Source organism: Maribacter aquimarinus (assembly GCF_047345505.1).
Lineage (GTDB): Bacteria > Bacteroidota > Bacteroidia > Flavobacteriales > Flavobacteriaceae > Maribacter.
Genome location: NZ_JBLFEO010000003.1, coordinates 89,132 through 104,754, shown reverse-complemented (window position 1 = coordinate 104,754; position 15,623 = coordinate 89,132). Strand labels below are relative to the sequence as shown.

Here is a 15,623-nt window from a genome sequence, read left to right as displayed (position 1 = left end):
TATGATTCAAAAATACATAACCTACGGAGCGCAGCGTTATGCTTCCAAGTGGTTGGTGTTGGTCATTGACATCCTACTGGTTGCTTTTTCCCTTGTGCTTTCCTATTTGATCCGTTTTAACCTTACTCTTAACTTTGAGGTGCACCAACTCGTGGTGCAGCTGCCTGTTGTTACCGGTGCAGCTTTGATCGCCTTTCTTATCGTGGGCTCCTACAAGGGTGTTGTGAGGCATACTGGTGTACGGGATGTTTACAACATTTTCAACGCTGTTTGTCTGTCCAGTATCTTGGTCATTTTTCTGGTGATCGGAAACCGCCAACTGGGTTATTTGGGCGATTTTTCCATTCCCATTTCCATCATCATCATCAATAGCCTGATAAGCTTTATGCTGCTTACGGCCGCTCGCTATGTTTTCAAGGCACTTTACGATCAAATCACCGGGGGCATCTCCATTACCAAGAATGTGCTCATTTACGGGGCCGGGGATTCAGGGATACTAACCTATGGTGCCTTGAGCAACCATGCCAAGAGCGATGCCAAGGTGGTAGGCTATATTGACAATGACAATAAGAAAGTGGGCAAGAACATCAATGGGGTGCCCGTGTTTTCTGATAGTGTACTGCAAAAGGGCTTTATTGACAAAAACAATATTTCCGAGGTTATTTTTTCCATTCAAAATATTGAAAGTAAGGCTTTAAGAGCCAAGGTTGAGGGGTTGGTGGATTTGCCCATAGCGGTTAAGATCGTTCCGCCCATTGAAGATTGGATCAACGGGGAGCTCAAGGTCTCCCAGATCAAGAATGTCCAAATAGAGGACTTGCTCGATCGTGCGCCCATACAGATAAAGAACAGTAAGATAGAAGTGGAGCTCCTGAACAAGAGCATCTTGGTCACCGGGGGCGCGGGATCTATTGGAAGCGAAATAGTTAGGCAGATCTGTAATTATTCCTACAAGTCGCTCATTGTGATCGACCAGGCAGAATCGGCCCTATATGATTTGCAGCAAGAGCTCAAACAGAATGGTTTCCACAACTTTATCCCCTTGGTGGGCGATATTCGGGACAAAAACAGAATGAATCAGATTTTTGCCGAGTATGAACCCGACATGGTCTTTCATGCCGCGGCCTACAAGCACGTTCCTTTGATGGAATACAATGCGTATGAGGCCATAAAGATCAATATTGCCGGAACCAAGACCATAGCCGACCTATCTGTGGTGCACGGGGTTTCAAAATTTGTTTTCGTATCCACGGACAAGGCCGTGAACCCCACCAATGTCATGGGGGCCAGCAAACGCATAGCCGAAATGTACATTGGCTGCATGCAACAAGAAAACAAGACAAAATTCATAACCACTCGGTTTGGGAATGTGCTGGGATCCAACGGTTCTGTCATCCCGCTATTTAGAAAGCAGATCGAGAACGGTGGTCCCTTGACCTTGACGCACAAGGACATTACCCGCTATTTCATGACCATTCCGGAAGCTTCCCAATTGGTGTTGGAGGCCGGGGCAATGGGCAAGGGCGGGGAGATCTTTATTTTTGATATGGGCGAATCTGTTAAAATATTCGATTTGGCCAAGAACATGATCAAACTTTCCGGATTGCGCTATCCTGAGGACATTGATATCAAAATCACCGGTCTGCGCCCGGGCGAAAAATTGTATGAGGAACTGCTGGCCAACGGAGAGAATACCATGGAGACCTACCACAAAAAGATAAAGATCAGTAAGGTTCGGGAGTTGGATTACCCTAAAATACGCTCTAAAATAGACGAACTCTGCATTACCAATATGTTCTTTAACGGAAATACCGTAAAGATCATGAAACAGATTGTGCCCGAGTACGTTTCAAACAACTCGGACCTATGTGCCTTGGACAAGAAACAAGACAACGGAGGGCAAAAAGAAAATAAGACCAACCTCAAGATTGTGCAGTCTTGAATTTTTAGTAATCTTGCACTTTTAAAATTGTAATCATTTTATTATCCCTTTTTTATGAAAAATGTCTTTAGATTGATCGTCCTTGGCGCTGTGTTGGCCTCATGCGTGTCCAAACAAGAAGTGGTTTATTTTCAGGATGCCAAAGACTATGAGACCATAGTAAGCGATAATAGCAGTGTTAACAAGTTTAAGGTGGATGATGTGGTGAGTATTCACGTCTCCACTCTAAATCCCGAGGCAAGTTTACCTTTTAACCTTTACAGGGGCGGACAAGAGGGGGAGATCAGGCCGGAACAAATAGACTATATTGTGAATAAGGAAGGTGAAATAAACTTTCCAGTATTGGGAAACATCAAGATTTTGGGACTTAGCCCAGAAGAGACCAAAGCCTTGTTGAAGGAGAAGCTCTCACCATACCTTAAGAACCCCATTATAAACATTAGGTTAAAAAATTTCACCGTGACCGTATTGGGTCAGGTAAAAAAACCGGGGACCTACCCTGTGAACGGGGAGCAGATCACGATCTTGGAAGCGCTTGGCCTGGCCAATGACCTTGATATAAAGGGTATGCGAAACAACGTACTCGTCATAAGGGACTTTAATGGTACCAAGGTTTACTACAGAATAGACTTGACCACAAAAGAATCCTTGAGCTCACCGGTTTACTATTTAACCCAAAATGATGTGGTGTATGTAGAGCCAAATCAATCTGCCATTAAGACATCTGCTCTGGACAACCGGGCATCCATAGCCGTCTCAATTGCTTCCGTTCTCATTACATCCACCGTTCTTTTGGTGACTAGACCCAATCGCTAAAATGAGCCCCAAAAGGGATTGAAATTGTGACTCACTGTTTGATCTTTAGTACCACAAATTGCTTAACAATCATAGAAAATGAGTAGCTTTTCTCAGGCAGGCAACGATTTAAGTGCCGTTTTAAAGACATATACCAAACATTGGAAATGGTTTGTGTTGTGCGGCTTTTTAGGAATGGTGATGGCGTTTGTTTATCTGCGCTATGCCACTCCAGAGTATGAAATTCAGGCCAAAATCCATATTTTGGATGACAAGAACGCCTCCTCTGAGCTGGCAGCCTTTAGCGATTTGGATATCTTGGGCGTGGGAGGGTCCAATAAAGTCGAGGATGAAATAGAAATACTGAACTCACGCTCCAATTTTTTGGAGGTGGTGGAGGAACTTAAGCTAAATATTAAGTTTAGGGTTATTGGAAAAGTAAAGAGTACCGAGATTTACAGGCAGCGCCCGTTTAATTTAAATTTCATTGTCAGTGATTCCATAATAAATGAGTCAAGGCTCTCTTTCTTTGTGGAGATCTTGGATGCCAATTCCTTTGGATTGCGATATGAAGAGGATGATCCGGTCATGAAATATTCTTTTGGAACCAACATTGAATCTCCCATTGGAAATATTGTCTTGACCCCAAATCTTGAGTATTTGGAAGCTTACCGGGGCAAATTGCTGCAAATTGATATCCTCCCGGTGTTCGCAGTTGCCAAAGGTTATCAAGCAGCGGTACTCATTCAATCCGTAAACGACAAGTCCAACATCATAAATTTATTGTTGAATGATCCAATTCCTGCCAGGGGCTTGGACGTGCTCAATGGTTTGATCAGGGTCTATAATGAAAATGCCATTGAGGACAAGCGCATAATTGCGGATCGGACTTCTGATTTTATCGATGACCGCATTAAGGAAATTTCCCGAGAATTGAGCAGTGTGGATCAGAGTGCCCAAGATTTCAAAACCGAAAGAGGTGTCACCGACATAGTGAATGAATCCAACATAGCCCTTAACCTCAGTGCCTCGAGCAGACAACAACTCGAAAATGCAAGAACACAACTGAACATCGCTGGAGGTATGAAAGAATACCTTAAAGAAGAGGGAGGTTTTGAAGTGCTCCCATCAAATGTTGGACTTGCGGATCCGAGCATTGCAAACGCCACCGCAAGGTATAATGAATTGGCTCTTGAAAGAAAACGTTTATTGAAAAGCGCGGACTCCCAGAACCCGGTCATTGTAAACTTGGACCAAGAGCTGTCTGGCCTTAAACAAACCATATCCTCAAGTTTGTCCGGTATAGAGAGAAACTTGGGAATGGAGGTTAACAACCTGTCCAGTCAGTTGTCCCGAATAAACTCAAAGATTTATTCTGCACCCAGCACCACAAGGGGGCTAAGGGACATTGAACGGCAACAACAGACAACAGAGTCTTTGTTCTTGTACCTATTGCAAAAAAGGGAAGAGTCCCAAATAACAATGGCCTCCAGTTCGCCAAAGTCCAAGATTATTGACAATGCCTATATGACTTCCCAGAACCCGGTTAAGCCTAAGAGAACAAGCGTTTATTTGGCTTTTCTTATCCTGGGTCTGTTGGTGCCCTTTGGCGTGGTTTATGTCAATGATTTAATGGACACTAAAATACACAACAAACATTCCCTGGAAAGCATTTCAAAAGATGTGCCCGTTCTAGGGGAACTTCCCAGTCTTGGTAAAAAGGATAAAAAGTTGATCATTAAGGACGATCGCTCCGTATTGGCAGAGGCCTTGCGAATATTGCGCACCAATTTGGATTATCTTATAAAGACCAAGAAAGTTGGTGATACCGGAAATAAGAACAACGTGGTTTTTATTACCTCCAGTGTGCCCGGGGAAGGAAAAACATTCATCTCCACAAACCTGGCAATGATCTTGGCCAGTACCAACAAAAAAGTACTCCTCATTGGTGCAGACATACGAAATCCAAAATTTTATACCTTTTTTACAGGCGGTGATATAGATAAGATGAAAAGACCGGAGCGGAACAAGGACGCCGGCCTCACCGAATACATCTTTGATGAAAAAATTCAGGCAGAGGACATTATAAACCCCATGTTGGTGCACCACAACACCATAGATGTCATCTATTCTGGCAAGATCCCGCCCAACCCAGCAGAGCTTTTAATGAGTGAAAGGGTAGGGGAACTTATTTCAAGTATGTCCCAAATGTACGATTACGTCATCGTGGATACGGCACCAATGATGGTGGTGAGCGATACCTTGCTGATCAGCCAGCATGCCGATCATATTGTGTACGTTACCAGAGCCGGCGTAACCGAGAAGAATGCCATTGAGTTTCCCTTGCAGCTACTTGATGAGGGCAAGGTGAAAAACATATCCTTTGTGGTGAACGATGTAAGTTTGGACAATCTTGGCTACGGAGGCAAGTACGGTTATGGGTACAGTAAGACCACCAAAAAATGGTGGAAGTTCTCCTAACCTCATTTAACCAATGGGAGGTTACGTTTAGTGGCAACGGAACAACTGTCTGGAGGGGCCATCGACCCTGATGCGTCCCATATATCACCTTGACCGCCTTGGTTCATCCCGCCTGGGATGTTTAATGTTCCAAGCCATCGTCAAACCTGCAGCACCCCCATGTTAAAAGGTTTTTCCAAGGGCGCATGGTTGGCTGCGGAGATGCCCAAGGACAGCCATTTTCTTGTTTCCAAGGGGTCTATGATGGCATCGGTCCAAAGACGCGCCGCCGCATAGTACGGTGATACTTGATCGTCATAGCGTTTTTTTATCTTGTTGTACAGTTCTTTTTCCTTGGTCTCCGTTATGGTCTCTCCCTTTTTCTTGAGCGAGGCGGTTTCAATTTGCAAGAGTACCTTGGCGGCCGAGTTGCCGCTCATAACGGCGAGTTCTGCGCTGGGCCAGGCCACAATGAGACGCGGGTCATAGGCTTTCCCGCACATGGCATAGTTTCCCGCGCCGTAACTGTTGCCAATGATCACCGTAAACTTGGGCACAACGGAATTGCTGACCGCATTCACCATTTTTGCGCCATCTTTTATGATGCCTCCGTGCTCACTTTTACTGCCCACCATAAATCCGGTGACATCCTGCAGAAAGACCAATGGAATTTTCTTCTGGTTGCAATTGGCAATGAAGCGCGTGGCCTTGTCCGCCGAATCTGAATAAATGACGCCGCCAAACTGCATTTCCCCTTTTTTGGTCTTCACCACTTTCCGGTGGTTGGCCACGATGCCCACGGCCCAACCGTCTATCCGGGCATACCCGGTAATGATGGTCTTTCCGTAACCGGCCTTGTACTCTTCAAAATCCGAGTTGTCCACCAAGCGCTCTACTATGGCCATCATATCATACTGTTCAGAACGGGACTTTGGCAATATGCCGTAGATATCCTCCTCCTTTTTCCTGGGCGCCCGCGGTTCTGAGCGGCTAAAACCGGCTTTTGTAGCATCTCCCATTTTGTCCATAAGGTTCTTTATGGTATTCAGGGCATGGGCGTCATCCTTGGCTTTATAGTCGGTTACCCCGCTGATCTCGCAATGGGTGGTGGCACCTCCCAAGGTTTCATTGTCCACCTGTTCTCCAATGGCCGCCTTTACCAGGTAACTGCCCGCCAAAAAGATGCTCCCGGTCTTTTCCACGATCAAGGCTTCATCGCTCATAATGGGCAGGTAGGCCCCGCCCGCCACACAACTGCCCATTACCGCTGCTATCTGGGTAATGCCCATACTGCTCATGATGGCATTGTTTCTGAAGATACGGCCAAAATGCTCCTTGTCCGGAAAAATCTCATCTTGCATGGGCAAATAAACGCCAGCACTGTCCACCAGGTAAATGATGGGCAATCTGTTTTCAATGGCCAGTTCTTGGGCGCGCAGATTTTTTTTGGCGGTAATGGGAAACCACGCCCCGGCCTTTACGGTGGCATCGTTGGCCACCACAATGCATTGTTTCCCGGATACGTACCCCATTTTCACCACCACGCCGCCCGAGGGGCATCCGCCGTGTTCCCCGTACATTCCGTCTCCCACAAGGGCTCCCACTTCAACGGCCTCTTTGTCCTTGTCCAAGAGATGGTCTATACGCTCACGGGCCGTCATCTTGCCCTGTGCGTGCTGTTTTTCAATCTTGCCCTTGCCACCGCCCAGGCTTACCTTGGCCAAGCGCCTTTTAAGGTCGGATAGCATCATTCTGTTGGCATCTTCGTTCTGATTGAATTTTAGGTCCATTTTACTCTGGGTTTACGGGTGTTAAAGATAAGGATGAAAATTGATTACATTTGGGTTTATTGGAACGTAAAGAATGGAGACATGATCAGATGGGGAATAGCCGGAACGGGCAAAATTGCACACAGCTTCGCCAACGACCTTGCCCTTTGTGATGGGAACAAGTTAATGGCGGTAGGATCAAGGAGCCAAGAAAGGGCAGATCTTTTTGGGAAGGAATTCAAAGTGCCCCATTGCTACCCGGGTTATGATGCCCTTTTTGAAAGCAAAGAGGTGGATGTGGTGTACGTGGCCACACCACACACCTTTCACAAAACAATGAGCATCGGGGCCATACGTGGGGGCAAGCATGTCCTGTGCGAAAAGCCCTTGGGGATGAACGTTGAAGAGGTGAAGGAAATGCTGGCGGTGGCCAAGGAGAACAACGTTTTTTTGATGGAGGCCCTATGGTCCCGCTTTAACCCGGCCATACGCCGGGCCATGGAACTGGTGGAACAGGGAACCATTGGAACCATTGGACATTTGTATGCAGATTTCGCTTTCTTCGCCCTGGACCGCGATGAACGGGGGCGCCTCTTAAATCCTGATTTGGGTGGGGGTTCCCTGTTGGACATCGGTATTTACCCCATATTTTTGAGCTACCTTTTTTTGGGAATGCCCAAGGAGATCCTGGCCACTTCCAAGTTTCACGGAACGGGTGCGGAGATTCAGACGGCAATGACTTTTGTGTACCCGGAAGCTTTTGCATCCCTGTACAGCGGTCTCAGTTCCCATTCCAAAATGGAGGCCATCATTGGGGGCAGTAAGGGAACCTTGTGCATAAAACCCAGATGGCATGAGGCCACGGCACTGGAGTTGTATCTCAACGGGGAGAAACAGGAGATCGGGGCAACCAAACGGGGCAGGGGCTATGTGCACGAAATCTTGGAAGTGCAGCGATGTTTGCAAAACGGGAAAGTACAGAGCAATTTGTGGACGCATGACAACAGTCTTGAACTCTGTACGTTGCTGGATAAGGTAAGGAAGATGGCCGGAATTGAATTTCCAGAGGCATGATAATTCTCAAAAAAAAGGGGCCGGGTGTTAAAAATTTACGATATTTGAAATTACACCAAATTCAACTGATATGGGCATGAACAAGAATACCGTGCTGGCATGGGCCACCTTTATCATGATATGCGTGGGCTGTGCCTTGATCGCCCTGGGCGCCTTTAGATATGACGATGTGGCCGGTTGGGGCTTTGCCTCCGTGGGCATTGGTTTCTTTGCCATTGCATGGGTTTTCAATGCCTTAAAGGGGCGGGTATGATGTAAGGATAAGGGAGCGAAACCGCTTTGGTGCAAAGTGGTTTTAGAGCTTGCCCCGGTCTTTTAGCTGTCTCCATTGCCTCCCGTCCGTGCATTGAAACCAGATCAAAATCTTAACCACACTTTTTTGGGCTTTGATTGAAAAGGCCACTAATTTAGCAGCAAACTTCTAAACACCAATTTTCCATGTCCGACGATAAAAAGGTCATTTTTTCAATGTCAGGGGTCACCAAGACGTTTAAAAGCGCCAACACCCCAGTTTTAAAGAACATTTACCTCAGTTTCTTTTACGGAGCCAAAATTGGTATTCTGGGCCTCAATGGTTCCGGGAAGTCCACCTTGTTGAAAATCATTGCGGGGGTGGACAAGAATTTTCAGGGAGATGTGGTTTTTTCACCAGGCTACAAAGTGGGCTACCTGGAACAGGAGCCTCAATTGGATGGCGACAAGACCGTGCTGGAAGTGGTAAAGGAAGGCGTTGCGGAAACCGTTGCCGTCTTGGACGAGTACAATAAGATCAACGATATGTTCGGTCTTCCCGAGGTGTACGAAGATGCAGACAAGATGCAGAAGCTCATGGACAAGCAGGCGGTGCTTCAGGACAAGATCGATGCCAGCAATGCCTGGGAGCTGGACACCAAATTGGAGATTGCCATGGATGCCCTGCGCACCCCCGAGCCAGATAAGAAGATCGCTGTGCTCTCGGGCGGTGAACGGCGACGCGTGGCCCTTTGCCGCTTGCTTTTGCAGGAGCCCGAGATCTTGTTGCTGGACGAGCCCACCAACCACTTGGATGCAGAGTCCGTGCATTGGTTGGAGCACCATTTGGCGCAGTACAAGGGCACCGTCATTGCGGTGACCCATGACCGCTACTTTCTGGACAACGTGGCCGGATGGATCTTGGAACTGGACCGTGGGGAGGGCATTCCCTGGAAGGGGAACTATTCCTCTTGGCTGGATCAGAAGTCCAAGCGTTTAGCACAGGAATCCAAAACGGCCTCCAAAAGGCAAAAAACACTGGAGCGGGAGTTGGAGTGGGTACGCCAGGGCGCCAAGGGCCGCCAGACCAAACAGAAGGCAAGGCTCAAGAATTATGATAAGCTCATGAGCCAGGACCAGAGGCAACTCGATGAAAAATTGGAGATCTACATTCCCAACGGCCCGCGCTTGGGCACCAACGTCTTGGAAGCCAAGGGTGTGAGCAAGGCCTACGGGGACAAGCTGCTTTATGAAGATCTGAACTTTAACCTTCCACAGGCGGGCATTGTGGGCATCATTGGTCCCAATGGGGCCGGGAAGACCACTATCTTTAGGATGGTCATGGGCGAAGAGACACCGGACAAAGGATCCTTTACCGTGGGTGAAACGGCCAAAATAGCCTATGTGGACCAAAGCCACGCCAACATAGATGTGGAGAAGACCATTTGGGAGAATTTCAGTGATGGGCAGGAACTGGTGATGATGGGCGGAAGACAGGTAAATTCAAGGGCTTATCTGAGCCGTTTCAATTTTTCTGGAAGCGAACAAAACAAAAAGGTGGGCATGCTATCCGGTGGGGAACGCAATAGGCTGCACCTGGCCATGACCTTAAAAGAAGAAGGAAACGTCCTTCTTTTGGATGAGCCCACCAATGATTTGGATGTGAACACCCTGAGAGCCTTGGAAGAAGGCTTGGAGAATTTTGCCGGCTGTGCCGTGGTGATATCGCATGACCGATGGTTTCTGGATCGGATCTGCACCCACATCCTGGCCTTTGAAGGAGATTCCCAAGTGTATTTCTTTGAAGGGTCCTTTTCGGAATATGAAGAAAACAAAAAAAAGCGATTGGGTGGGGACATTATGCCCAAGCGCATCAAATACAAAAAACTTATCCGTTAAGATCAAGCCCTCCCCAAGCTGCTGTGGGACCTAGAGTGCTGTTGTTATGATTATTTATCAGCAAAAAATCTAAAAACCCCAACCGAACGTATATAAGAGCGAAAGCCTAATTTTCATTCAGAATCAAATCAAAACTTAAGTTATGACAGAAACAAAGAACAACAATGGCCTAAAGGTTTTGGCAGCCCTGTTGGGCGTTATTTTATTGGCCACCATTGTGTACACGGTAACCCTTTACCAAGACAAGAAAAAGACGGAAACAGCCTTGATCAAGGAAAAGGACCTGGTGGTGGAAGACTTGAACAGCCTAAAGTCTGAATATGACAAGGCCATACTGGAGAGCAACGCCACCAATGAGGAGCTGGTCACGGCCCGGGACAACATTGCCAAGTACATTGATTCGGTGCAATCCATGAAAGCCGATATTTCGGCCTTGTCAAGATACAGAAGGCAAGTGGGCGTGCTAAAGGCAGAGCGGGAGCAGCTGTTGAGGCAAGTGGATTCCCTGCAACGATCCAACATCATGATCGCGATGCAACGGGACAGCACCTATGTGGAGTTGGAGAAGCAGACCGTTTTCAACGATTCCATAGTGGTGCAGAACACCCAGTTGGCCCAAGTGGTGGAGAAGGGATCTGCCCTGAACCTTTCCAAGATCAACGTGGATGCGGTTAGGGAGAGAAACAATGGAAAACTGGTTTCCACCAGCCGGGCGAGGGCCACGGACAAGTTCAAGATCTGTTTTACCGTGGCGGACAATGTCATTGCACAGGCCGGGGACCGTACCTTCTACATTGAAACCCTGGACCCACAGGGCAATGTCCTGGGTCAGAGCTTTAGCAAGACCAATGACAATGGCGCCTCCATCACCTACAGCAAGACCACTGATTTCTATTATGAAAACAAGTCGTTGGATATCTGTGATTACATAGACAGGCCTTCGGATGAATTTCAAAAGGGACAGTACATGGTAAATGTGTACGATGATGGTTTAAAACTTTTGGGAACTTCACAGTTCACCTTGAAGTAATGGAATGAACATTTACCATTGACTAACTTAAAAAGGGCTGTCCGTTTAAACGGACAGCCCTTTTTCATTGCCACTGCCATAAAATCCTGATGCTTGCCTCCTTGGGCCTTCTCAGGTTTCGCGGTTTTTTGTGCCTACGTTGCCCATATGGGGCATGACAATCTTTAATCTTTACAGATACCTCACTTTAGGCTTCCCACCATATCTTCCGGACGGACCCACTGATCGTACTCCTCTGCGGTGACATAGCCCAAGTTCACGGCCTCCTCTCTTAGGGTGGTTCCATTTTTATGGGCCGTATTGGCGATCTCAGCGGCCTTGTAATACCCGATCTTGGTGTTCAGGGCAGTGACCAGCATAAGGGAATTGTTCAACAACTGCGTTATCACCTTTTTGTTGGGTGCTATGCCGCTGGCGCAATGGGCCTCAAAGCTGGTACAGGCATGGCCCAAAAGTTCTGCAGATTGCAGGATGTTCGCGGCCATCATGGGCTTGAACACATTGAGCTCATAATGGCCTTGGGTACCGCCCACCCCAATGGCCACATCGTTGCCCATCACTTGGGCACAGACCATGGTAAGCGCCTCGGCCTGGGTAGGGTTCACTTTGCCCGGCATAATGGAGCTGCCCGGTTCGTTGGCCGGGATGGTAATTTCCCCTATTCCGGATCGGGGACCGGAGGCCATCATCCTAATGTCATTGGCAATTTTGTTAAGGGACACGGCCAATTGTTTCAAGGCCCCGTGGGTTTCCACAATGGCATCGTGGGCCGCAAGCGCCTCAAATTTGTTTTCCGCGGTTATGAAGGGCAAACCCGTAAACTGGGCAATGTACTTGGCCACCAAAACGTCATAGCCGGCGGGCGTGTTCAGGCCCGTGCCCACGGCCGTGCCGCCCAGGGCCAATTGCGCCAAGTGGGGCAGGGTGTTGTTCAGGGCCTTGATGCCATGTTCCAATTGGGAAACATAGCCAGAGAGTTCTTGCCCCAAGGTGAGGGGCGTGGCATCCATTAAGTGCGTGCGGCCTATTTTTACCACGTGTTTGAATTCTTCGGATTTTGCCTTTAAAGTGTCCTTTAATCTGGTGACGCCCGGCAGGGTCACCTCCACGATCTTTTTGTAAGCGGCAATGTGCATCCCGGTCGGGAAGGTATCGTTGCTGGACTGTGATTTGTTCACATCGTCGTTGGGCTGTATGGTTTTTTCCCCTTCCCCAATGGTTTTTCCTGCCAGTTCATGGGCGCGGTTGGCCACCACCTCATTCACGTTCATGTTGCTCTGGGTGCCCGATCCCGTTTGCCAGATGACCAAGGGAAATTCATCATTGTGCTTGCCCGCCAAGATTTCATCGCAAACTTGTGAGATCAGGTCCCGTTTTTCCTCGGAAAGCACCCCGAGTTCACAATTGGCATGGGCGGCAGCCTTTTTTAGGTAGGCAAAACCGTAAACAATGTCCAAGGGCATGCTGCCGGCCGGGCCTATTTTAAAGTTGTTTCTTGAACGCTCGGTCTGTGCTCCCCAATAGCGGTCTTTGGGCACCTTTACCTCGCCCATGGTGTCTTTTTCCACTCTGTATTCCATTCCTATCAAGTTTTTTATGGTTCAATGGGTAAATTTAAGGCTTCCCAACGAGCCTTAAAACTTCACTTGGTCCTATTTGCCACAAACTTCTTCATAATTTTTTTGGAACATGATTTGCGGAAGATGGTGGGATTATGGTATCTTTGTTGTACTAATTGTTGAAATTATGTTCGAGTTCGATCAATATTTGGGATTCTTGGCGTTTATGACCATTCTTACCATTGGCTTCTGGTTGATGATATTTTTGCTCACCTTCGTGGTGCCCTATTGGTTGATCGGAAACATCCGTGAATTGCTAAAAGAGCGAAGCGACAAGAAAAAGGCGGCTGCGGCAGCACGGGAGTAGCTGTTTGCACCCTTATAAAGATATGTTGTGAAGAGACCTTTTTGGGTCTCTTTTTTGGTTGTGCCCAGGCCATTCTTTTACGGGGATACGGGAAATGGACTTGTTCATCTACGTCCCCGTTCACGGGATTGCATGAACATCCATATAACCTATGGTCCTCGCTGTGGTACGCGCTTGGCAAGCGGAAGCCGGGAATTAGTGCGTTGCCATACCAAGTGCCAAAACAACCGGGTTGGCTTTGCTTAGGTTAAGATTTTTCGTTCTTACGTTTTTTCTTCTTTTCCTTTTTCTTCTTTTTAATGGTCTTGGACAGCCCTTCTTCCTGAAGCTTTAAAAAGGCATCATATTTTTCCGGGGGAAGGCTGCTTTTTATTTCTTCATCTTGGCGTTCTGATATGTCCTTGTACACTTCCCGCATCTTCTCCGGGGTCAGCTTCAGGATCTGGGCCTCTATGCGCTCTTGTACGTATCTTTTGAGAATGGAACCCATTATGGCCGTTTCAAAATCGTTCAGCTCCAAGGCCTGTGTTATGGAGGGCATCTGGTCGTTTACAATTTGATCGGCCGTTTTTGGCTCTTCCTTTGGCGGTGCGTGCTGGGCCTGTGGTATGGCCGTTCTCCTGCCCATACCGCGGCCCATGCCCATGCCCCGATTGAACTGGGCATAGCAGTCCGCTCCAAGGAGAAGGAAAAGGAACAAAAAGCAAACTTTACAGTGATCAAGATAAGTTGGTGTTTTCATGATAGTTGTTCTAAAACGTTGTTTTGTGTATTTTTCAAAAATAGTTTTTGTCTTTAAAAAGTGCGCCCAAGGGGTTCGCTTGTTCACAAAATGTCCTCAATGCGTTCCTTTGGTCTTCCGATCACCGCTTTGTCTTGGTGTATGACCACAGGGCGCTCCATCAGTTTGGGGTGGTCCACCATTGCTTGCACAATTTCTTCATCGTTCAGGGCTTTGCCCTTGTAATGCGCTTTCCAAATGGCTTCGTTCTTACGGATCAGCGCTATGGGCTTTACGTTCAATAGCTTTAAGATTCTTTCTATGGTTTCCTTGGAGGGGGTGTCTTCCAGATATCTTATCACTTCAAATTCCTTGCCAGAATTTTCCAAGAGGGCCAATCCTTCCCTGGATTTTCTGCATCTTGGATTATGGTAAATGGTGATCATGACATGGTTATTTTACGTTCTTGTTAATGGGCCAAGGGGCGTACGGCCCCATTTCAGTGCCAAAAACCCACAGCTTTGCCGGTGGTTCTTGGATTTGGGCCAGGCTGTTGGCGGTTTTGTCCCCATCGTATCCCAAGCAAAGGGTCACTCACTTTCCTCTTTTTGTCCCATCATCATTAAAAATGCCTTTAGGAAACGATCAATGTCCCCGTCCATAACGGCGTCCACATTCCCTGTTTCCTCGGCCGTGCGCACATCCTTTACCAATTTGTAGGGATGCATCACATAGTTTCTGATCTGGGAGCCCCATTCGATCTTCATTTTGGACGATTCTATCTCTTCCCTGGCCTCCATCTTTTTGCGCAGCTCCAGTTCGTACAACTGTGATTTAAGCATTTTCATGGCCGTGGCCCTGTTATCGTGTTGGCTTCGGGAGTCCGAACAGCTGATCTGTATGCCCGTTGGGTGGTGCACCAACTGCACCTTTGTTTCCACCTTGTTCACATTTTGCCCGCCGGCACCACTGCTACGGGCGGTGGTTATGGTAATGTCCGCCGGGTTCACTTCAATGGCAATACTGTCATCCACCAAGGGATATACGTAAACGGACACAAAGGAGGTATGTCTCTTGGCATTGCTGTCAAAGGGCGAAATCCGTACCAGGCGGTGAACGCCATTTTCGCCTTTGAGCCAGCCAAACGCATAGTCCCCGGCAATTTCCAGGGTCACGGTTTTTATTCCGGCCACATCGCCCTCTTGGTAATTGAGCTCCTTTACCTTGAACCCATTTTTTTCGGCCCACATCATGTACATCCGCATCAGCATGGCCGCCCAGTCGCAGCTCTCCGTGCCTCCAGCGCCTGCGGTGATCTGCAGCACCGCGGTAAGCTCGTCTCCCTCTTCGGATAGCATGTTCTTGAACTCCATCTTTTCTATGGCGTCCAGTGCTTTTTGGTACTGGACCGCCACTTCCTCGTCCGAGACGTCGCCCTCGTCCCTGAAGGCCAAAAGAATCTCCAGGTCGGTCACAAGTGCCTTGGCCTTTTCATAGTCGTCCACCCACTGTTTCTTGCTCTGTATGAACCTCATGTGGGCCTGGGCCTCTTGGGGGTTGTCCCAGAAGTCAGGGGCCAGGGTTTTTTCCTGTTCGTTCTCAATCTCTATAAGCTTGGCATCTATGTCAAAGATACCGCCTTAGCGAACCAAGGCGCTTTAATAGACCGTTGTAATGGTCCGTTCCGATGTTCATAAACTCAAATTTTTTCAAAAATAGGATTTATAAATACCAAAGTCTTTGTTTTTACATATTTTTAGGGGTCAAAAACAGAAT

Annotated in this window: 13 protein-coding genes; 8 read left to right on the top strand and 5 right to left on the bottom strand. The window is 47.8% G+C overall.

Going from position 1 to position 15,623, the window contains the following annotated elements:
- The first annotated feature begins 1 nt into the window (after position 1).
- From ACKWCC_RS03205 to ACKWCC_RS03195, 3 genes are all read left to right on the top strand, one after another.
- The gene (locus ACKWCC_RS03205) at positions 2-1,942 is read left to right on the top strand and encodes a polysaccharide biosynthesis protein (protein WP_413994458.1); all 1,941 of its coding nucleotides are present in this window, start codon (positions 2-4) and stop codon (positions 1,940-1,942) included.
- A gap of 54 nt (positions 1,943-1,996) precedes the next feature.
- Positions 1,997-2,758, top strand: coding sequence for a polysaccharide biosynthesis/export family protein (locus ACKWCC_RS03200; RefSeq protein ID WP_413994457.1), 762 nt, complete (start codon positions 1,997-1,999; stop codon positions 2,756-2,758).
- A gap of 78 nt (positions 2,759-2,836) precedes the next feature.
- Entirely contained in the window at positions 2,837-5,218 is a 2,382-nt protein-coding gene (locus ACKWCC_RS03195) for a GumC family protein (RefSeq protein ID WP_413994456.1), read from the top strand.
- A gap of 140 nt (positions 5,219-5,358) precedes the next feature.
- Here ACKWCC_RS03195 and ACKWCC_RS03190 read toward each other — a convergent pair whose 3' ends face one another.
- Positions 5,359-6,987, bottom strand: coding sequence for an acyl-CoA carboxylase subunit beta (locus ACKWCC_RS03190; RefSeq protein WP_413994455.1), 1,629 nt, complete (start codon positions 6,985-6,987; stop codon positions 5,359-5,361).
- An 81-nt stretch (positions 6,988-7,068) separates the two neighbouring features.
- Between ACKWCC_RS03190 and ACKWCC_RS03185 the strand changes: the two genes are divergently transcribed.
- The 4 genes from ACKWCC_RS03185 to ACKWCC_RS03170 all read left to right on the top strand — a co-directional run bounded on the left by ACKWCC_RS03185 (position 7,069) and on the right by ACKWCC_RS03170 (position 11,200).
- Positions 7,069-8,040, top strand: a complete 972-nt coding sequence (locus ACKWCC_RS03185; RefSeq protein WP_413994454.1) for a Gfo/Idh/MocA family protein — start codon at positions 7,069-7,071, stop codon at positions 8,038-8,040.
- Between the two features lie 70 nt (positions 8,041-8,110).
- Positions 8,111-8,293, top strand: a complete 183-nt coding sequence (locus ACKWCC_RS03180; protein ID WP_027076178.1) for a CAL67264 family membrane protein — start codon at positions 8,111-8,113, stop codon at positions 8,291-8,293.
- A gap of 185 nt (positions 8,294-8,478) precedes the next feature.
- On the top strand, positions 8,479-10,170 hold the full coding sequence (gene ettA / locus ACKWCC_RS03175) for an energy-dependent translational throttle protein EttA (RefSeq protein WP_413994453.1): 1,692 nt from the start codon (positions 8,479-8,481) through the stop codon (positions 10,168-10,170).
- A gap of 142 nt (positions 10,171-10,312) precedes the next feature.
- Positions 10,313-11,200, top strand: a complete 888-nt coding sequence (locus tag ACKWCC_RS03170; protein ID WP_413994452.1) for a hypothetical protein — start codon at positions 10,313-10,315, stop codon at positions 11,198-11,200.
- A gap of 182 nt (positions 11,201-11,382) precedes the next feature.
- On the opposite strand, the gene fumC is transcribed toward ACKWCC_RS03170, so the two are convergent.
- Positions 11,383-12,780, bottom strand: coding sequence for a class II fumarate hydratase (fumC, locus tag ACKWCC_RS03165; protein ID WP_413994451.1), 1,398 nt, complete (start codon positions 12,778-12,780; stop codon positions 11,383-11,385).
- Between the two features lie 166 nt (positions 12,781-12,946).
- Here fumC and ACKWCC_RS03160 point away from each other — a divergent pair, with 166 nt between their 5' ends.
- Positions 12,947-13,126, top strand: a complete 180-nt coding sequence (locus ACKWCC_RS03160; RefSeq protein ID WP_413994450.1) for a hypothetical protein — start codon at positions 12,947-12,949, stop codon at positions 13,124-13,126.
- Between the two features lie 247 nt (positions 13,127-13,373).
- Here the strand turns inward: ACKWCC_RS03160 and ACKWCC_RS03155 are convergent, their stop codons facing one another.
- The 3 genes from ACKWCC_RS03155 to prfB form a co-directional block, all read right to left on the bottom strand.
- On the bottom strand, positions 13,374-13,826 hold the full coding sequence (locus ACKWCC_RS03155; RefSeq protein WP_413994449.1) for a hypothetical protein: 453 nt from the start codon (positions 13,824-13,826) through the stop codon (positions 13,374-13,376).
- Positions 13,827-13,951: 125 nt separating this feature from the next.
- On the bottom strand, positions 13,952-14,293 hold the full coding sequence (gene arsC / locus ACKWCC_RS03150; RefSeq protein ID WP_413994448.1) for an arsenate reductase (glutaredoxin): 342 nt from the start codon (positions 14,291-14,293) through the stop codon (positions 13,952-13,954).
- Between the two features lie 144 nt (positions 14,294-14,437).
- Positions 14,438-15,542 (bottom strand): peptide chain release factor 2 gene (prfB, locus tag ACKWCC_RS03145; protein ID WP_413994447.1). Its coding sequence is split into 2 segments (ribosomal slippage): positions 14,438-15,475 and positions 15,477-15,542, totalling 1,104 coding nucleotides; the frame shifts between segments, so codons are not numbered across the junction.
- Positions 15,543-15,623 lie beyond the last annotated feature (81 nt).